At 66.9% G+C, this 19146-nt stretch carries 18 protein-coding genes; 4 read left to right on the forward strand and 14 right to left on the reverse strand.

Annotated features, from left to right (window positions below; genetic code table 11):
* Positions 1–38 precede the first annotated feature (38 nt).
* The 6 genes from COW1_RS14735 to COW1_RS14760 all read right to left on the reverse strand — a co-directional run bounded on the left by COW1_RS14735 (position 39) and on the right by COW1_RS14760 (position 3555).
* Entirely contained in the window at positions 39–425 is a 387-nt protein-coding gene (locus COW1_RS14735; protein ID WP_201344613.1) for a hypothetical protein, read from the reverse strand.
* Positions 426–646: 221 nt separating this feature from the next.
* The gene (locus tag COW1_RS14740) at positions 647–979 is read right to left on the reverse strand and encodes a PilZ domain-containing protein (protein ID WP_255534225.1); all 333 of its coding nucleotides are present in this window, start codon (positions 977–979) and stop codon (positions 647–649) included.
* A gap of 75 nt (positions 980–1054) precedes the next feature.
* Positions 1055–1372 carry a PilZ domain-containing protein gene (locus COW1_RS14745; protein WP_201344615.1) on the reverse strand — a complete coding sequence of 106 codons (318 nt, stop codon included), beginning with the start codon at positions 1370–1372 and terminating at the stop codon, positions 1055–1057.
* A gap of 270 nt (positions 1373–1642) precedes the next feature.
* Positions 1643–2587: a lipoyl synthase gene (gene lipA / locus COW1_RS14750; protein ID WP_096367231.1), complete on the reverse strand. Its 945-nt coding sequence runs from the start codon at positions 2585–2587 to the stop codon at positions 1643–1645.
* 63 nt (positions 2588–2650) lie between these two features.
* Entirely contained in the window at positions 2651–3289 is a 639-nt protein-coding gene (lipB, locus tag COW1_RS14755; protein WP_201344616.1) for a lipoyl(octanoyl) transferase LipB, read from the reverse strand.
* On the reverse strand, positions 3286–3555 hold the full coding sequence (locus tag COW1_RS14760; protein ID WP_096367229.1) for a YbeD family protein: 270 nt from the start codon (positions 3553–3555) through the stop codon (positions 3286–3288). Before COW1_RS14760 ends, lipB begins: the two co-directional genes overlap by 4 nt.
* A 336-nt stretch (positions 3556–3891) precedes the next feature.
* On the opposite strand from COW1_RS14760, the gene COW1_RS14765 reads away from it, so the two are divergent.
* From COW1_RS14765 to COW1_RS14780, 4 genes are all read left to right on the forward strand, one after another.
* Positions 3892–4269, forward strand: coding sequence for a hypothetical protein (locus COW1_RS14765; RefSeq protein WP_157745702.1), 378 nt, complete (start codon positions 3892–3894; stop codon positions 4267–4269).
* Positions 4270–4371: 102 nt separating this feature from the next.
* Complete coding sequence (locus COW1_RS14770; RefSeq protein ID WP_201344617.1) at positions 4372–5637, forward strand: TolC family protein; 1266 nt, start codon at positions 4372–4374, stop codon at positions 5635–5637.
* Positions 5637–6908, forward strand: a complete 1272-nt coding sequence (locus COW1_RS14775; RefSeq protein WP_201344618.1) for an efflux RND transporter periplasmic adaptor subunit — start codon at positions 5637–5639, stop codon at positions 6906–6908. Before COW1_RS14770 ends, COW1_RS14775 begins: the two co-directional genes overlap by 1 nt.
* 9 nt (positions 6909–6917) lie before the next feature.
* A complete protein-coding gene (locus tag COW1_RS14780; RefSeq protein ID WP_096367633.1) occupies positions 6918–10064 on the forward strand; it encodes an efflux RND transporter permease subunit in 3147 nt (1048 codons plus the stop codon).
* A 257-nt stretch (positions 10065–10321) separates the two neighbouring features.
* Here COW1_RS14780 and COW1_RS14785 read toward each other — a convergent pair whose 3' ends face one another.
* The 8 genes from COW1_RS14785 to mreC all read right to left on the reverse strand — a co-directional run bounded on the left by COW1_RS14785 (position 10322) and on the right by mreC (position 19083).
* Positions 10322–11185 carry a D-amino acid aminotransferase gene (locus COW1_RS14785; RefSeq protein WP_201344619.1) on the reverse strand — a complete coding sequence of 288 codons (864 nt, stop codon included), beginning with the start codon at positions 11183–11185 and terminating at the stop codon, positions 10322–10324.
* Positions 11186–11311: 126 nt separating this feature from the next.
* On the reverse strand, positions 11312–12466 hold the full coding sequence (locus COW1_RS14790) for a D-alanyl-D-alanine carboxypeptidase family protein (protein ID WP_096367224.1): 1155 nt from the start codon (positions 12464–12466) through the stop codon (positions 11312–11314).
* Positions 12467–12532: 66 nt separating this feature from the next.
* Positions 12533–13354, reverse strand: coding sequence for a septal ring lytic transglycosylase RlpA family protein (locus COW1_RS14795; protein ID WP_242466446.1), 822 nt, complete (start codon positions 13352–13354; stop codon positions 12533–12535).
* A 147-nt stretch (positions 13355–13501) separates the two neighbouring features.
* Entirely contained in the window at positions 13502–14497 is a 996-nt protein-coding gene (gene mltB, locus COW1_RS14800; RefSeq protein ID WP_201344621.1) for a lytic murein transglycosylase B, read from the reverse strand.
* Between the two features lie 6 nt (positions 14498–14503).
* Positions 14504–15616 (reverse strand): rod shape-determining protein RodA, encoded by a 1113-nt coding sequence (gene rodA, locus COW1_RS14805; RefSeq protein WP_201344622.1) that lies wholly within the window; start codon positions 15614–15616, stop codon positions 14504–14506.
* 116 nt (positions 15617–15732) lie between these two features.
* A complete protein-coding gene (gene mrdA / locus COW1_RS14810) occupies positions 15733–17622 on the reverse strand; it encodes a penicillin-binding protein 2 (RefSeq protein WP_096367220.1) in 1890 nt (629 codons plus the stop codon).
* A 22-nt stretch (positions 17623–17644) separates the two neighbouring features.
* Positions 17645–18136: a rod shape-determining protein MreD gene (mreD, locus tag COW1_RS14815; protein ID WP_096367219.1), complete on the reverse strand. Its 492-nt coding sequence runs from the start codon at positions 18134–18136 to the stop codon at positions 17645–17647.
* Positions 18133–19083: a rod shape-determining protein MreC gene (gene mreC, locus COW1_RS14820; RefSeq protein WP_370590909.1), complete on the reverse strand. Its 951-nt coding sequence runs from the start codon at positions 19081–19083 to the stop codon at positions 18133–18135. The genes mreD and mreC overlap by 4 nt, the downstream gene beginning before the upstream one ends.
* Between the last annotated feature and the right edge of the window lie 63 nt (positions 19084–19146).

The following is a 19146-nucleotide window of genomic DNA, read 5'->3' on the forward strand; positions in this document are numbered from 1 at the left end:
CCTGAAGATTCAGGCGGAAGTGTTCCGGGGTGTCTGTTTCAGTGCAGGGCTGCAGCCGGCGGACCGCGCGGTGGCCTGGAGTCGTAAATCCGATTTTCCCCTGGATGGAGAGCGGGCGTGATGCGGGGCGCGGCGGAACCGGAAAGGGCCGTCGTTTCGGGGAGGGAAACGGGCAGGAACGAGGCGTCCGGCCCGGGGGTGAGGCTGCCGCTTTCCCTGCGCATGGTCTCGATGCCGACCTCGATGCCGGGGTCGACGCTCAGTACCGGGCCAATGTTGCCCAGATACGCGCCGGGAACATGCACATGCATACCAGCCTGGCGGCTGTCGCCGGTATGGGCATGCACCAGTGGTGCGAACAGCTGCACCAGCGCCAGACAGGCGATGATCAGCAGGCTGTGAAACTGGGCAGGGTGATAGTGCATGGGCCGTCGGCGTCCGGTGTCGGTTCGATTGCTGCTGCACTATATCTGCCGAGGCTGAAATAAAACTGAAAGCTGCAGGTCGTGTGGGTGAATCGAAGGGGGTGGTCGTGAAAAACAAGGTTGGGGCTTTCAATTCGAACTCATTGGTCGTGAACGCATGAGTTCGATGGTGCCAGTGTGGATCGGTAAGGCGATGAAATGTACAGCGTTCGGTACCAGGTCTATATCAACGATCGATCGGATTCCTCAAGCGCCAACCTTACCAGTGCCGCGGTCAGCCGCTCGTCCCTGCGGGTGAAGGCCATGGCGCTGCCGCTGTCATCCACGCGCACCACGCGGGATGGCACGATGTGCAGACCGAAGTGGGTCTTGAAGGCCAGCCTGACGGTGTCGCCGGGTTTCATCCGTTGTTCCGGCGTCAGTTCGATGTAGATGCCGTTGCCGCTGATATTGCGGATTCTGCCGCCGAGCAGTCCGTTGCCGCCCTTGTGCAGGACGACATTCATGGTCCTGAGGATTCTTTTCTCTGTGCGGTTTTCGGGTCGCTGTTCCATTCCTGTTCTCTGCGGGATTCAGGGCGCCTTGTCCTGTCCCGTTTATTGTTTTCGTTCTTGACTGTATCGGGACGTCTATCCCTGCAGCCTGCGCCCGAAACCGGTCACATCGCGATAGAAGTCCTCCGGCAGGTCCTTCGCCAGCACCAGGCCGGTCCCTTTCCGCTCCGAACTGTGAATGACCAGCGCGCGGGTCCGCCAGTGATGTTCCTCGCCGGGATCGGAGATTGTCACCTCGACCATGCGGTGGGGCTCAAGGTCGGGATGCGTCAGGGGCAGGTTGAGGCCATGACGGCTGATGTTGCGGGTAAACGCGACCAGAGGGCGGGATTGGTCGAGATGGATCCGGGTGGTGAGTTGAACGTCGTGCCGGCGACCAAAGCGGTGCTCCATGGCTTCCTGCTCCAATGATTAATGTATGGAACTGGAATATATCCCTGTCAGGTGTTGCATGAGTATGACAAATATCACGAAATGCAACGGTCGTCGCACAATTGTTCCACGGCAGCGGGAAATCCCTGTGATGCGCGGCGGGTGTGGGGCACAGAGATGATTCCATGCCCGCCGGACAGGGGCGGACACCGGGGTCAGGCAGGAATGGCGCTTGCTTAACCCGGTTTGCACCCGTCATTTGAAGTAAGTGCCATTCGGGTCAGGCGGGCTTTAACTGCTGAAGGTGCCCGCCGCCTGCTGATCGGCGTGATAGGAGGAGCGCACCATCGGGCCGCTGGCGACCTGCTTGAAGCCCAACTCACGCGCCACTTCACCCAGGCGGTCGAACTCCTCGGGAGTGACGAAGCGATCCACCGGCAGGTGGTGCAGGCTGGGCTGCAGGTACTGGCCCAGGGTGAGCATGTCGCAGTCGTGGGCGCGCAGGTCGCGCATCACCTCGACCACCTCGTCGAATGCCTCGCCCAGGCCCAGCATCAGGCCGGACTTGGTCGGCACCTGCGGATGGGTGGCCTTGAACTTCTGCAGCAGATCCAGCGACCACTGGTAGTCGGCGCCGGGGCGGGCCTTCTTGTACAGGCGCGGCACCGTCTCCAGGTTGTGGTTGAACACATCCGGCGGCGCCTGGGTGAAGATGTCCAGCGCCCGGTCCATGCGGCCGCGGAAATCCGGCACCAGCACCTCGACCGTGGTCTGCGGGTTATGTTCGCGCACCGCCCCGATGCAGGCGACGAAGTGGCCGGCGCCGCCGTCGCGCAGGTCGTCGCGGTCGACCGAGGTGATGACCACATAGTTCAGGCCCATGGCCTTGATGGTGCGGGCCAGGTTGAGCGGCTCCTCGGTATCCAGCGGATCGGGCCGGCCGTGGGAGACGTCGCAGAAGGGGCAGCGCCGGGTGCAGATGTCGCCCATGATCATGAAGGTCGCCGTGCCGTGGCCGAAGCACTCGCCCAGGTTGGGGCAGGAGGCCTCCTCGCACACGGTGTAGAGGCGGTTGTCGCGCAGCACCTGCTTGAGCCGCTGCACCTCGGGGCCGGCCGGGGATTTGGCGCGGATCCATTTGGGCTTGCGCAGCGGCTTCTCGGTCGGCTCGATCTTGATCGGGATGCGGGCGGTCTTGTCGGCGCCGCGCTGGCGCTTGATCGGGGTCTCGTTCATCTGCTGACTACCTGATGTACGGGGAGAAAAATTGCCGATTCCCGCGGCGGGGCGGGGTGTTGCTCAATCGGAGGAGGCCCCAGTGTAGCCCATTTCACGGGTGATTTGCGAGACCAGGTCCGCCGCCACCCTGTGGATATCATGGGAAATCCCAAGGTTTTTCAACTGAGTAACGGCCATGCCGGGGTGGCCGCAGGGGTTGATGCGGGAGAAGGGTTCCAGGTCCATGTCGAGGTTGAAGGCCAGGCCGTGATAACTGCCGCCGCGCTTGATGCGCAGGCCCAGGGCGGCGATCTTGCCGGCCTCGACATAGACCCCGGGGGCCTCGCGATCGGCCCAGGCCTCGATGCCGTAACCCGCCAGCACCTCGATGATGGCCTGTTCCAGCTTGCGCACCAGGGCCTGCACGCCGAGCCCGCGGCGGCGGATGTCTGCCAGCAGGTAGGCCACCAGCTGGCCCGGGCCGTGGTAGGTCACCTGACCGCCGCGGTCGATCTGCACCACCGGGATGTCGCCGGGGGCGAGCAGATGCTCCGGCTTCGCCGCCTGGCCCAGGGTGAACACCGGCGGGTGCTGGACCAGCCAGAGCTCGTCGGGTGTGTTGGGGCCGCGGTTGGCGGTGAAGTCCTGCATTGCCCGCCAGACCGGTTCATAGTCGCGCAGGCCCAGGTCGCGCACGATCAGCTTGTCCACTGAGGTCATAAGACCATCACGATTTCATCGGCCGCGGTCAGTTCGCGATAGATGGCATCGAGCTGGTCCTTGCTGGTGGCGCGCACCGTGACGGTTACGGAAAGGTAGTTGCCCTTGGCCGAGGCCTGGGTGCGCACCGCGCCCTCGCCGAGGTCCGGCACGTGGCGCCGCACCAGGCTGACCACCAGACCCTCGAACTCCTCGGTCCAGGCGCCCATGGCCTTGATGGGGAAATCGCAGGGGAATTCCAGCAGGGTTTCGTCGTCGGAATCCATGCTTGGAAGTATATCGCGAAACCGCGCGGGTTTTCAGACCCGGTTCGGAAGGCTTCCGACTCCGAAAGCCCGGAGAAATTCGTGACCTCGCTTACTTCAGCCGCGTTATCCCCGCGAAGGCGGGGATCCATGTTTGTGAGTTCTCCGAGCCGTGGATTCCTGCCTTCGCGGGAATGACGGATGGTTGTGCAAGCCGGGATACGCGCAGCGTTTCCGGCAATCCGTGCATGGCCGGGGGCGGGGTGCGCCGCTGTCCTATGGCGACTGCCTGCCTTTCCCCTTGTTTCCAGGGCCCGCGGCCGGTAGGCTGAAACCGCTATGCACTACTGGCGACACATGGCACGCAGACACCCGCTGATCATCCTGTGCATGATCGCGGCCTTCCTGTGTCTGTCGCTGCTGCCGGCCCATCTGCATGTGTATCACGCGCCGGCGGACGGGCATGCGGCCGCGGAGCACGGGGTGCATGCCCATTTCGCCCTGGATCCCGACCATGTGGGCGAACATCGCCACGTGGTCGACATGGGCGGGGACACCCTGGTCAAGAAGCTCACCGATCCGCTGGAGCCGGCAGCGGCTCTGCTGCTGGTGCTGCTCCTGCTGCTGCCGTTGTCCCTGACGCGGCCGGATCATGCCCCGGCCCGTTCGGTCACGCCGCCACACGCCCATCCGGCTGCATTGCTGCCCCCCCTGCGCGCACCGCCGCGTTCCTGATTCCGTTCCCGTTATAACCCTGGTCGCGTGAGCCGGCGCGGGCATTCGTGTCCGCTGCACGGCGCGTCGGCTCGAACGAGCCGGACAGACGGAGTCATATCCATGAAAAATGCCATTGTTGCGCCACTGCTGGGCGCCTGCCTGCTGGTCGCCATGACGCCGGTCGCGGCGACACAGGCCGATGCCGGGTTGCGGCTGGAGCAGGTGGTCGGCCGGGTGCTGGCCCGCAACCCGCAGCTGCAGCAGTTCGACACCGAGGCGCGCGCCGCCGGCGCCCGGGTCCGCCAGGCCGGGCAGGGCACGCCCTACCGACTGGGCCTGGAACTGGAGAACATCCTGGGCACCGGCCCCTTCGAGAGGATGGACACGCCGGAGGCCACCCTGAGCCTGTCGCGGGTGCTGGAGACAGGCGGCAAGCCCGGTCATCGGGCCGAGCTGGCACGCTCCCGGCTCGGGCAGCTGCGCACCGAGCAGGATGCCCGCCGGCTGGATGTGCTGGCTGCGGCGGCGCGGCAGTTCGTCCGCGTGGTCGGGCTGCAGCAGCAGGTCGGGCTGGCGCGGGACGAACTGGAGCTGGTGCGCGCCAACCGGGAATCGGTGCGTCGTCGGGTAGAGGCCGGGCGCAGTCCCGACGCCGACCTGGCGCGGGCCGACATCGCCGTGGATCGCGCCGAACTGGCGTTGGCGCAGGCGCACAGCGAGCTGGACAGCGCCCGGCTCGGGCTGGCCGTTCACTGGGCGGCCACCACGCCGGATTTCAACCGCGCCGAGGCCGATCTGTTCCGGCTGCCCGGGGTCGAGCCCTTCGACCACTATGCCGCGCAGCTGGAGCGCAACCCCGACCTGGCCCGCTTCGCCACCCGGGCGCGGCTGGCCGAGGCCCGCCAGCGGCTGGCCGCGGCGCGGGCGACCCCCGACGTCGAGCTCGGCGGCGGGCTGCGCTACCTGGGCGAGGGCGATGAGGCGGCACTGCTGTTCTCGGCCCGCATCCCGCTGGGCAGCCGTTCGCGCGCCGAGCCCTACCGGGCCGAGGCCGACAACCTGGCCCTGCTCACACCCTGGCAGCGGGAGCAGCAGCGGCTGGAACTGCATGCCGCCCTCTATGCCATCCACCGGCAACTGCGGCAGGCGCGGGAGCGGACCCTGCGGCTGCGCGGCGAGATCATCCCCGCCGCCGAGCGGGTACTGGATGACTACAGCCGCGGCTATGCCCGGGGGCGCTACTCGCTGCTGGATCTGACCCAGGCCCGCCGCACCCTGCTGGAACTGCGGCGCGAGGCGCTCGCCGCCGCGACCGACTATCACCTGTCACGCGTTGAGCTCGACCGTCTGATCGGCGTCGGGCCTGACGCTGGAGTACAACCCTGATGCGAAACCTGATTCTGACCATTGCCATTGTGGCGCTGACGGCCACCGCCGCCGTCTGGCTGACCCGGCACGAGCCGGCGCATGCCGCCGGCGAGGCCGATCATGGGCACGGCCATACCGAGGGGGGCGAGGGGCACGCTGCCGAGCCCGAAACCGGCCCGCACGGCGGCCGGCTGCTGCACGCCGGCGACACCCGGCTCGAACTGAGTGTGTTCGAACAGGGCGTGCCGCCGCGGTTTCACGTGTATGCCCGGCATGCGGGAAAACCCGTGGCCCCGGAGGACATGCAGGTCGAGGTATGGCTCACCCGGCTGGGGGAAGAGATCGAGTATTACAGTTTCATGCCGCAGGATGATTACCTGCGCAGTCGCGAGAGCGTCGGCGAGCCGCATTCCTTCGACGTGGAGGTGAATGCCGTCATTGCCGGTGAACAGCATCACTGGCAGTACTCCAGCCATGAGGGCCGTACCCGAATCCCCGCCGAACTGGCGCAGGAGATGGGCATCGTCACGGAGACGGCCGGCCCGCAGACCCTCGCCGAACGGCTGGCCGTCACCGGCCGGGTGCGCACCGACCCCGACCGCCTGGCGCGGGTGCGGCCGCGCTATGCCGGTCAGCTGGAGTCGATCGAGGTCGGGCTGGGTGCAGCGGTGGAGGAGGGCCAGGTGCTGGCCCGCATCCGCAGCCATGAAAGCCTGCAGACCTACGCAGTGCGGGCGCCGATCGCCGGGGTCGTGCTCCGGCGCGATGCCCAGCCGGGGGAGAACACCGGCGAGACGCCGCTGTTCGTCATCGCCGATGTGTCGCAGGTGTGGGTCGAGCTGGATCTGTTCGGCCGCGCGCTCGGCCGGGTCCGGCCCGGGCAGCCGGTGCGGGTCGAGACCCTGGACGGCGCCAACGCCGACGGGGTGATCGACTGGGTATCGCCGCTGGCCGCCCACGCCAGCCAGAGCGTGGTCGCCCGGGTGGTGCTGCCCAATCCGCAGGGCCGTTTCCGCCCGGGGCAGTTCGTGCGCGGTGCGGTCACCGTCGATGAGACCGAGGCGGCGCTGGCGGTGCGGGAATCGGCGCTGCAGCGCTTCCGTGAGTTCGACGTCGTCTATGCCCGCGTCGGCGAGACCTACGAGGTGCGCATGCTCGAACTGGGCCGGCGCGGCGGCGGCTGGGTCGAGGTGCTCGACGGGCTGGCGCCGGGCACGGCGTACGTGACCGGCAACAGTTACCTGGTCAAGGCGGACATCGAGAAGTCCGGCGCGGCGCACGCCCACTAGGAGGGAATGATGCTGAATCATATCGTTGCGCTTTCCCTGCGCCAGCGCTGGCTGGTCCTGATCGTGGTCACGGCGCTGGCCGCGCTCGGGATCCGCAACTATCAGCAACTGCCCATCGACGCGGTGCCGGACATCACCAACGTCCAGGTGCAGATCAACACCGAGGCGCCGGGTTACACCCCGCTGGAGACCGAGCAGCGCATCACCTTCGTGGTGGAGACCGCCATGGCCGGGCTGCCGCAGCTCGACTATACCCGTTCGCTGTCGCGCTACGGCCTGTCGCAGGTCACGGTGGTGTTCGAGGAGGGCACCGACATCTACTGGGCGCGCCAGCTCATCGGCGAGCGCCTGGCCGAGGTCAAGTCCAAGCTGCCGGTCGGGCTGGAACCGGCCATGGGACCCATCGCCACCGGCCTGGGCGAGATCCTGATGTACACCATCGCCAATCAGCCGGGTTACGACCATACACCCATGGATCTGCGCACCTACCAGGACTGGATCGTGCGCCCGCAGTTGCGGCTGACAAAGGGCGTGGTCGAGGTCAACACCATCGGCGGCTATACCAAGCAGTTCCATGTGCTGCCCGACCCGGACCGGTTGCTGGCCCATGATCTGACCCTGCAGGATGTCATGGCCGCCCTGGCGCGCAACAACCGCAATGCCGGCGCCGGCTACATCGAGCGTCACGGCGCGCAGTACCTGATCCGCTCCCCCGGCCTGCTCACCGACATGGAGGATATCCGCGGCATCACCGTGGCCAAGCGCCAGGGCGTGCCGATTCATCTGGAAGCGCTCGCCGAGGTCCGGCTGGGCCAGCCGCTGCGCACCGGCGCGGCCACCGGCGACGGCGAGGAGATCGTGCTGGGGACGGCCTTCATGCTCAAGGGCGAGAACAGCCGCGAGGTGGCGCAGGCGGCGGCCGCGCGGCTGGACCAGATCCGGCCCTCCCTGCCCGAAGGCGTCGAACTCAATACGGTCTACAACCGCACCGAGCTGGTGGACAAGACCATCGCCACGGTCCGCAAGAACCTGGCCGAGGGCGCGCTGCTGGTGATCGCGGTGCTGTTCCTGCTGCTGGGCAACTGGCGCGCAGCCCTGGTCACGGCGGCGGTCATCCCGCTGGCCATGCTGATGACCATCACCGGCATGGTGGAGTCCGGGGTCTCAGGCAACCTGATGAGCCTGGGCGCGCTGGACTTCGGCCTGATCGTGGACGGCGCGGTGATCATCGTGGAGAACTGCCTGGCCCACCTGTCGGCCTACCAGCGCATGCACGGCAGCCTGCCGGGGCTGAAGGAACGCCTGCGCGTCGTGCGCGAGGCGACGGTGGAGGTGATCCGGCCCAGCGTGTTCGGGGTGACCATCATTCTCATCGTGTATGTCCCGATCTTCGCCCTCGGCGGGGTGGAGGGCAAGATGTTCCACCCCATGGCGCTGACCGTGGTCATGGCCCTGAGTGCGGCCCTGATCCTGTCGCTGACCTTCGTGCCGGCCGCCGTGGCGCTGTTTGTGCGCGGGCGCATTGCCGAGGGCGAGAACCGCCTGATGCGCGGCCTGGGTCGCGTCTACGTCCCGGTGCTGGACCTGGCCCTGCGTCACCGCCTGCCGGTGGTGGTGGCCGCCGTCGCCCTGGTGCTGCTGGCCGGGCTGCAGTTCACCCGCATGGGGGCGGAGTTCGTGCCGCAGCTGGACGAGGGCGACATCGCCACCCACGCCCTGCGCGTGACCGGCACCGGCCTGCAGCAGTCCATCGGCATGCAGCAGGAGGTGGAGGCGCGGGTGAGGCGCTTCGCGGAGGTCGAGCGGGTGTTCTCCAAGATCGGCACGCCGGAGGTGGCCACCGACCCCATGCCCCCGAATGTTGCCGACACCTTCATCATCCTGAAGCCGCGCGCGCAGTGGCCGGACCCGCGTCGCCCCAAGGCCGACCTGGTGGCCGAGATGGAACGGGTGCTGAGCGAGCTGCCGGGCAACAAGTACGAATTCACCCAGCCCATCGAGATGCGCTTCAACGAGCTCATCTCGGGCGTGCGCGCCGACCTGGCGGTGAAGGTCTACGGCGACGACCTGGACACCCTGGTCGAGCTGGCGCACCGTATCGAGGGGGTGGTGGCCGGCGTGCCCGGCGCGGCCGATGTGCGCACCGAGCAGGTCACCGGCCTGCCGGTGCTGACCGTCACTCCGGACCGCGAACGCCTGGCCTATTACGGGATGGACGTGGCCGACGTGCAGGACACCCTGCGCATCGCCATGGGCGGCGGCACGGCCGGGCAGATCTTCGAGGGCGACCGGCGCTTCGACCTGGTGGTGCGGCTGCCGGAGGCCCTGCGCACCGACCCCAACACCCTGGAACGGCTGCCGGTGCGCCTGCCCGCGGAGCGCGATCCGGAGGTGGTCGGTGATGCCGATGTCACCGGGGTCGCCGCCGCCGCGCCCGAGGCCGTACCGCTGGGCGAACTGGCGACGATCGAATACGTCACCGGCCCCAACCAGATCAGCCGCGAGAACGCCAAGCGGCGGGTGTTCGTCACCGCCAATGTGCGCGGCCGCGACCTGGGCAGTTTCGTCGAGGACGTGCAGGCGGCGGTGCGGGATCAGGTGGCGCTGCCGTCCGGCTACTGGCTGGATTACGGCGGTACCTTCGAGCAGCTGATCTCGGCCACGCAGCGCCTGTCACTGGTGGTGCCGGCGACCCTGCTGATCATCTTCGGGCTGCTGTTCATGGCCTTCAACTCGGCCCGGGACGCGGCCCTGGTGTTCAGCGGGGTGCCGCTGGCGCTGACCGGCGGCGTGGCCGCGCTGGCCCTGCGCGACCTGCCGCTGTCGATCTCCGCCGCGGTCGGCTTCATCGCCCTGTCCGGCGTGGCCGTGCTCAACGGCGTGGTGATGCTGGCCTTCATCCGCGACCTGCGCCGCCAGGGCGTGGCGCTGGAACAGGCGATCCGCGACGGCGCCCGGCGCCGGCTGCGGCCGGTGCTGATGACCGCGCTGGTGGCGAGCCTGGGCTTCGTGCCCATGGCGCTCAATGTCGGTATCGGCGCCGAGGTGCAGCGGCCCCTGGCCACGGTGGTGGTCGGCGGCATCATCTCCTCGACCCTGCTGACCCTGGTGGTGCTGCCGGCGCTGTACCGGCTGGCCTATCGCCGGGCGGCGTGAGCGGGCCCGGCGCGGGTTGCCGGGAACGCTGCGCTTATCCCGGCCTGCGCTGCCCGTCATTCCCACGCAAGCGGGACAAAAGCGCGAAGCGCGTTGAACGCCGGCACGGCGGCCTTTATGCTCTATGGGTACGTAGGGCGAGCGCAGCGAGTAATCCATATACCGCCGCGGTTTCTGGATCCCCGCCTGCGCGGGGATGACGGCGTCTTCGATGTTGTGGCCAATAATCCTGACTGCTGTGTAATGTCAGGCTGGTTTCAGCCGGCCCGGCCTTCCCGCACCGCCTGCTTGTATTCCCGATAGATCCCGTGCATCTGCCGGTACAGCGGGCCGGGGCGGCCGTCGCCGACCGGCACGCCGTCCAATGTGGTGACCGGCATGATCTCCTTGGTCGAACTGGTCAGCCAGACCTCGTCGGCGCCGCGCAGATCTGCCTCGCTGATGGCGCCCTCACGGTAGGGTATGCCGTGGCGGGCGGCCAGTTCGATGACCAGGTCGCGGGTGATGCCGGGCAGCAGCAGCGGGCCCTTGGGCGGCGTGATCAACAGCCCGTCGCGGACGATGAACAGATTGCTGGCCGCGCCCTCGGTGGCCTCGCCGTCACGGAGCAGAATGGCCTCGGCCGCACCGGCCTCCACCGCCTGCTGGCGCAGCAGCACGTTGGGCAACAGGGTGATGGCCTTGATGTGGCAGGACTGCCAGCGGATGTCGTCCAGGCTGATCGCGGTGATCCCGTGTTCGGCCAGTGCCGGATCCGGTTCAGGGATCGGGTTGCTCATGGCGAACACGGTCGGCTTGAGATCCGCCGGGAAGGCATGATCCCGCCGCTCCATCACGCCGCGTGTGACCTGCAGGTACACGGACTGGTCTGTTCCCGCGTTTTCTCCTACCAGCTCCTCCAGGATGCCCTGCCACTGCGGCTCGGTGTAGGGGTTGGGGATGCGTACTGCCTGCAGACTGTTGTCCAGGCGCTGCAGGTGCGGCTGCAACCGGAACAGGTGCCCGCCATAGGCCGGGATGACTTCGTAGACGCCGTCGCCGAACAGAAAGCCGCGGTCCATGACGGAGACGCGGGCCTGGTCGTGGGGGAGGAATTCGCCGTTGAGGAAGACGGTGGGCATGTAAAAGTCCAGTGAGGAACGAGGAGTCTTTGCCTTAGTCCGTCATCCCGGCGCAGGCCGGGATGACGGATTAGTGAGTGATGTAGGTCGGGTTATGCCTTTGGCCAATCCGGCCTACGCAATGCCTCACTCGAAATACAACCACACCTCATCCACCGTGCGCTGCCAGAAGGAGCCTTCGGCCACGGATTCCAGCGCCACCAGCGGCACCTCGGTCAGTGCATTGCCATCCAGGTTGATAACCAGGCTGCCCTGGCGTTCACCGGCGGCGACCGGTGCGATGATGCGCGGGGCCCGCTGCACATTGGCCTGCAGGTCTTCATAGCGGCCGCGCGGAATGGTCAGATACAGCGGGGTCTCCACGCCGAGCGGCAGGACTTCGCTGGCACCCTTCCACACCCGGGCGTCGACCAGCTTGGCGCCGGCATCGTAGAGCTTGTGCGTCTCGAAGAAGCGGAAACCGTAGTTGAGCAGGGCCTGGCTGGCGTCGGCGCGCGCCTCCTCGCTGCCGGTGCCGAGCACCACCGAGATCAGGCGCATGTCCTCGCGCTGGGCGGAAGTGACCAGGCAGTAGCCGGCCGCCTCGGTGTGGCCGGTCTTGATGCCGTCGACCGAGGCGTCGCGCCACAGCAGCTTGTTGCGGTTGTGCTGGGTGATGTCGTTGTAGGTGAAACTTTTCTGCGAGTACCACTGGTAGTGCTCGGGAAACTCCTGGATCAGGGCGCGGGCCACCCTGGCGATATCGGCCGCGGACATGTAATGCTCCGGGTCCGGCAGGCCGGTACTGTTGGTGAAGTGGCTGTTCTCCAGGCCCAGGTCCGCGGCGTATTTGTTCATGTATTCGGCGAAGGTGTCCTCGCTGCCGGCGATATGCTCGGCCAGCGCCACGGTGGCGTCGTTGCCGCTCTGGACGATTACGCCCTTGAGCAGGTCCTCGACGCTGACCCGGTTGCCCACCTCGATGAACATGCGCGAGCCGGGCATGCGCCAGGCGCGCTCGCTGACCCTGACCTGATCCTCGAGGCTCAGGGCCCCCTTCTGTAATTCCTTGAACACCACATAGACGGCCATCATCTTGGTGATGCTGGCCGGCTCCACCGGGTTGTGACTGTTCTTCTCCGCCAGTACCTGACCGCTGTGATGATCGATCAGCAGGTAGGATTCGGCCCCCACTTCGGGGGCCTTGGGCACCGGCATGGGGGCGGCGGCGGCAGTCTGGAAGGACAGCAGGAGCAGGAGGGTCAGGAAGCTGTGGGCGAAGTGCAGAAAGGATTTCATCATTGCTTGGCGTTTCGGTTCCGGTCAGACATTGATAACGGGGCGGTCGCGACGACGTCGCGAGAGCCCCTAGTCTACCACGACGTGGGGGCGCTGGATGCCGAAACGGGTCAGGGATTCGGCCATGCGGTCGGCATCCTCGATGCTGGCGAGCGGGCCGATGCGCACGCGGAACACCGGGCGCTGGTCGCTGTAGCCCTGCTGGATCTCGATCCCGGGCAGGTCGATGTCCTGCAGCTGGTGGCTCAGCCGTTCGGCATTGTGGCGGGAACTGAAGGCGCCCACCTGCAGGTACAGATCGGGGTTGTCATTGCGGGCCGGCTGCACTGCCGGCCGGGGGGCGGCGCTGGCGCTGCGCAGCTGAGGTTCGGACTGGCCCGGATTCAGGGCCACGACCTCGACCGGGGCCGTACCGGTGGCGACGATATCGAGTTTCTTCGCTGCCACATAGGACAGGTCGATGATGCGGCCCTCGTGGAAGGGGCCGCGATCGTTGATCTTGACCACGATGGAGCGGCCGTTGCGCAGGTTGGTCACGCGGGCGTAGGTGGGCAGCGGCAGGCTCTTGTGGGCGGCGGTCATGGCGTACATGTCGTAGGGCTCGCCGCTGGAGGTGCGTCGGCCGTGGAACTTGGTGCCGTACCAGGAGGCGATGCCGCGCTCGGCATAGCCATGGCTCGAGTCCATGACGTAATAGCGCTTGCCGAAGACCTCGTAGGAACCGGGGTTGCCGTAGCGGCTGCGGGGCTCATGTCGCGGGACGGCGTCGGGGATGGCGGCCACATCCACATCGCGGCCGGGCGCGCCGTCGCGGTCGACATAGGCCCCGCCGCCGCAGGCGCTCAGCAACAGGGCGATCAGGCCATAGAGAAGAGGGCGTGTGACGGACATGGTGTGTTTCCTCATGTGCAGCATCCCGTTATCGGTCCCGGTGTGACTGGCCTGAATTGCGTAGATGGGTGAAGCGCAGCGCAACCCATCATTGTCCGGCGGTCGTTGATGGGTTACGGCGCTGCGCGCCTTCACCCATCCTGCTTGCTATTCCTGCACCCGTCCCTGTTCGCGCCGCTCGGCGATGGCGCGCGAAAGCTGGTGTACCGCCATGGCGTAGAGCGGGCTGCGGTTGTAACGGGTGATGACATAGAAATTGTTGAATATTACCCAGTACTCCTGGCCGGTGGCGGTCTCGAGCGCGATCAGGCCCACCTCGGCATCCGGGGCGATGGCCGCCTGGGGGCTGACCCCGTACCGGCTCAGTTCGTCGGCGCGGACGCTCGGCTTGATCCCGGCTTCCAGCAGCTGCTCATGTGCCTTGCCCTCGACCCGGGCCGGTATGGCCACCGGCGCGCTGTGTTCCCAGCCGTGTACCTGCAGGTAATTGCCCACGCTGCCGAGGATGTCCTCGGGGCTGTGCCACAGGTTGCGCTGGCCGTCCTGGTCGAAGTCCACCGCATAGTGGCGGTAGCTGCTGGGGATGAACTGGCCATGGCCCATGGCGCCGGCGTAGGAACCCAGGGCATCGGCCATGTCGATGCCTTCCTCGCGGCTGAGCAGGAAGAACTGATGCAGTTCCCTGCGGAAGAAGTCGGCCCGGGGCGGGTAGTCAAAGCCCAGGGTGGCCAGCGCATCCAGCACCCGGTAGCGGCCGGCGTGTCGGCCGTAGCGGGTCTCGACGCCGACGATGGCGACGATCACGTGGGGGTCGACGCCGAGTTCCTGCTCGACCCGGTCCAGGATGGTCTCGTGCTCATCCCAGTAGATGGCGCCGAGTTCGATGCGTTCGCGATTGACGAAGATGGGGCGGTACTCGAACCAGGGCTTGGCCTCGGCCGGCCGCGAAATCGCGTCCAGGATGCTCTGCTTCTTCTCCGCCGCGCGCAGCCAGCCGCGTACCTCGTCGGCCTCGAAGCCGGCGGCGACCAGTTCCTGCACGAAGGCGTCGGCCTGTGGGTGATCGGCATAGGATGCGGCGCCGGCCGGGCCAGAGAGCAGGGCGAGCAGGGCGAGCAGGGCGAGGATCAGGGACTGGCGCATGGGCGGTTAACTCTGCAGCAATCTGCGGTGGGTGTGTATGGACATCAGCATACCGAATCCGGCCAGCAGGGTCACCATCGAGGTGCCGCCATAGCTGACCAGGGGCAGCGGCAGCCCGACCACAGGCAGCAGGCCGGTGACCATGCCGGTGTTGACGATCAGGTAGACGAAGAAGGTCAGCGACAGGCTGCCGCCGAGCAGGCGGGTGAAGGTGTCCTGGGCGCGGGTGGCCAGATACAGGCCGCGCAGCAGGATGAAGGCGTAGATCCCGAGCAGCAGCAGCACTCCGACCAGGCCGAATTCCTCGGCCAGCACGGCGAAGATGAAGTCGGTCGAGCGCTCGGGCAGGAACTCCAGGTGCGACTGGGTGCCGTTGAGCCAGCCCTTGCCGTACAGGCCGCCCGAGCCGATGGCGATCTTGGACTGGATGATGTGATAGCCCGCGCCCAGCGGGTCCTGCTCCGGATTGAGGAAGGTGATCACCCGCTGGCGCTGGTAGTCGTGCATGAAGTACCACAGCACCGGCAGCAGGGCGCCGGCCAGCACGCCCAGGCCGGCCAGCAGCCGCCAGGACAGTCCGGCCAGGAACAGGACGAAGAAGCCGGCGCTGGCGATCAGCAGCGAGGTGCCCAGATCCGGCTGGCGGGCGATCAACACGGTGGGAATGATGATCAGCAGTCCGGCACCCAGCAGCCGTTTGGCGTCGGGCGGCAGCCGGGCATCGGCCAGGAACCAGGCGATCATCATCGGCACCAGCAGTTTCATCACCTCCGAGGGCTGAAAGCGGATCACGCCCAGATCAAGCCAGCGTTGGGCGCCCTTGCCGACATCCCCGATCACCAGTACCGCCACCAGCAGGCCGATGCCGGCGCCGAACAGCCAGGGCGTCCAGCGGTGCAGCAGCGAGGGCGGGATCTGCGCCACCACGAACATGACCACGAAGGCCAGGCCGAGACGGATGAGTTGGCGCTGGAGCACGGCATCGCTCTGGCCCGAAGCGCTGTAGAGCACCACCAGGCCCAGCATGCACAGGCCGAGCAGGCCCAGCAACAGCATGCCGTCCAGGTGCAGGCGCTGCATCAGGGTGCGTCGGGTGCCGGAGCCGGGGTTGATTTCCATGTGGGTTGCGTTCGTCCCTTCAGCTCAAAAACATTTTAACCGCAACGGCGCAGACGGTGCGCAAAGGGATGAATGGATAAGTATATTCCTTGTTCGCCTTTGCGGTCCGCGTGTCTTCATGGTTGTCCGTCATTGTCCGTGGATGCCTGTTCCAGAGGATGGTCCGCGAAATAGCGGTCCAGGATCTTGCGCGCGATCGGCGCGGCCACGCCGCTGCCGGAACCGCCGTTCTCCACCACGACCGCCACCGCGATGCGCGGATTGTCGACCGGGGCAAAGGCGATGAACAGGGCGTGGTCGCGCAGGCGGAAGGCGATCTCCTCGGGATCGTATTCGTAGTCCTCCTCCTGCGGCATGCTGAATACCTGTGCCGTGCCGGTCTTGCCGCCGATGCGGTAACCCAGCCCCTCTCCGATGGCGCGGGCCGTGCCGCGCGGCCCGTGCACCACATCGATCATGCCCTGGATGACCTCGTCCCAATTGCGGATGTCCGAGTGCGGGATGCGCTGGGCCTGGGGCTGGAATACCGGCTGCAGGCCGGGACTGCCGGGTGCGTGCAGCGCCTTGACCAGGTGCGGCTGATAGAAGTCGCCATAGGTGGCGAGTGCCGCGGTGGCGGCGGCCAGCTGCACCGGGGTGGTCAGGTTGAAGCCCTGGCCGATGCCGCTGATCAGGGTCTCGCCCGGAAACCAGGGTTCGTTTCTGGCCCGGCGCTTCCATTCGCTGGAGGGCAGCAGCCCGGGCAGTTCGCCGACGATATCGATGCCGGTGCGTTCGCCGAACCCGAACTGTGCGAGAAAGTCGTGCATGCGATCGATGCCCAGCGAGCGGGCCAGGTCGTAGAAATAGACATCGCAGGACTGCACGATGGAGTCGTGCAGGTCCATGTGGCCATGGCCGCTGCGTTTCCAGTCGCGATACAGGCGTTCCTTGCCGGGCAGGGTATAGAAGCCGGGGCAGAAGACATGGCTGTCCGGACGGATCACGCCCAGTTCCAGCCCGGCCAGACCGACGAAGGGCTTGAGCGTGGAGCCGGGCGGATACTGGCCGCGCAGGGCGCGGTTGAACAGGGGCTGATCGGGGTTGCGCTGCAGCGCCTGGTAGCGGTCGTATTCGATGCCCTTGACGAAGGGGTTGGGGTCGAAGCCCGGCAGGCTGACCAGCGCCAGCACCGAGCCGTCGCGCGGGTTTATGGCCACCGCCGAGCCGTTGAATTCGCCGAAGGCGGCCTCGGCGGCGGCCTGCAGTCGGGCGTCGAGGGTGAGATAGAGGTCGCTGCCGGGGAGCGGGGACTGACGTTCGAGTACCCGCAGGGTGCGGCCCTGGGCATTGGTTTCCAGCTGCTGGTAGCCGACCGTGCCGTGCAGGACGTCCTCGTAGGTCTTCTCGATGCCGGTCTTGCCGGTATGGGTGGTGCCGCGGTAGTTCTTCTCGTCCAGTACCTGCAGGTCGTTTTCGTTGATGCGACCGACATAGCCGACGGCGTGAGCGGCCTGGCTGCGCAGGGGATAGTGGCGGGTCAGGCCGGCCTGGATGTCCACGCCCTGGAAGCGATGCCGATTGATGGCGAAACGGGCCACTTCCTGGTCGTTGAGATGCAGCCGCAGCGGCACGCCCTCGAAACGGTGCATGCGCTGGCGCAGGCGGTGGAAACGCTCGAGGTCCTGCGCCCGGATCTCGATCAGCTCGCCCAGCCGGTCCAGGGTGGTATCCAGGTCATCGACCTGTTCGGGGACGATGTCCAGCCGGTAGGAAGGCAGGTTCACGGCCAGCAGCACGCCGTTGCGGTCGAAGATCAGTCCACGGGTGGGAGGCACAGGCTCGATGCGGACCCGGTTGTCCTCGGACAGGGTACGGAAATGCTCGTGGGAGACGATCTGCAGATAGGCCAGCCGGCCCAGCAGGACCAGCAGCAGCAGGAAGACGACCAGGATGGCGGCCAGGGTGCGACGCAGGAACAGGCGGCTTTCCTGGAGGTTGTCCTTGAGTGTGATCCTGCGTGCCACGGATGTTGGTCCCGGTGCCGGTTCAGCTGACGTGGAAGGCGCGGCGCAGCCCCCGCAGCAGCACGAACACGGCCGGCCACAGGGCCGCGCCCACCACCGAGGGCAGCCAGTACAGCCAGGACTGGATCGGCCGGCCGATGATGCCGTTGATCCAGAAGATGATCAGCTGGGCCAGCATCAGCAGCACCAGGATGCTCAGGCTCTGCTGCCACAGGGGGTGCAGACGCAGTCGCTGGTGCAGGTTGATGATGAGGTAGCTGGCCACGGCATAGGCCAGGGCATGCTGACCCAGCAGGGTGGCGGTGAGCACATCCTGGAACAGCCCGGTCAGCCAGGCGATGCCCACACCGATGCGCTGCGGCAGGGCCAGGCTCCAGTACAGCAGGATCAGCAATGCCCAGTCCGGGCGGTAGAGTTCCAGCACGCGCGGCAGCGGCACGATGCCGAGGACCAGGCCGATCAGCAGGCTGAGCAGGATCACGCCGCCGCCCTGGTGTCGAACCAGTGTGCTCATGGTGTCGATTCCCCGGCAGGTTCGTCTGCGGCCGGTTCCGTTGCGGCCGGGTCCATGCCGGCCTCGCCCTGGGACCAGACCAGCAGCACCTCGCGGCTGCGATTGAGTTCGGCCAGCGGCCGGGCGAAGACCTGGGCAAAGGACTCGCCCGGGTCGCGGATCACGCTCTGTACCTCCGCCACCGGGTAGCCGGGGGGGAAGCGGCCGCCGAGTCCCGAGGTGATCAGCAGATCACCGGATTCGATGTCGGCGTTGTTGGGCAGATAGGGCAGGGACAGGCTGGTCAGTGAGCCGGTGCCCAGGGCGATGCTGCGCAGGCCGTTGCGGTTGACCTGCACCGGTACGGCGTGGGCGGGATCGGTGATGAGCATGGCGGTGGCGGAAAAGGGCCCGGCCTGGATCACCTGCCCCATCACCCCATTGGCATCGACCAGTGGCTGGCCGGTGTAGAGATCGGCATAGCGCCCCTTGTTGAGCAGAATCTGGTGGCGATAGGGGTCCAGGTCCACGGCCATGATCTCGGCGATCAGGACCCGTTCACGGACCTTGAAGGAAGAGTCCAGCAGTTCACGCAGGCGCAGATTTTCTGCCTCCAGCGCCTCCAGTTTCTGCAGTTCCGCCTTGAGAATGAGCTGCTCGGTGCGCAGGCGGGCGTTTTCCTCCTGCAGCGTCCGGCGGCTGGAGAGGGTCTCCTGAAACCAGTCCTGGCTGGCCGCCGGCAGATCGACCAGCCATTGAATGGGGAAGACCACCACCGACAGGGCCGAACGCAGGCTGTCCAGATGCTGCTGGCGCTGATCGAGGGTCATCAGGAGGATGGAGGCGAAGACGAAGACCACCAGCCTGGCAGTCAGGGAGGGGCCTTGTGTGAAGATGAGTTTGATGGTTCCGTGCTCCGCGTGTCCGGGTGTTGGACCAGCAGTAATGGTACCTGTCCGGGGCGGGATGGGCTATATGGGTAGAGCACTCAGCAGTGTTTGACGGTGAACTTCTCCCCCTTGATGGGGGAG

Source organism: Thiohalobacter sp. COW1, assembly GCF_016629505.1.
Taxonomy (GTDB): domain Bacteria; phylum Pseudomonadota; class Gammaproteobacteria; order Thiohalobacterales; family Thiohalobacteraceae; genus Thiohalobacter; species Thiohalobacter thiocyanaticus_A.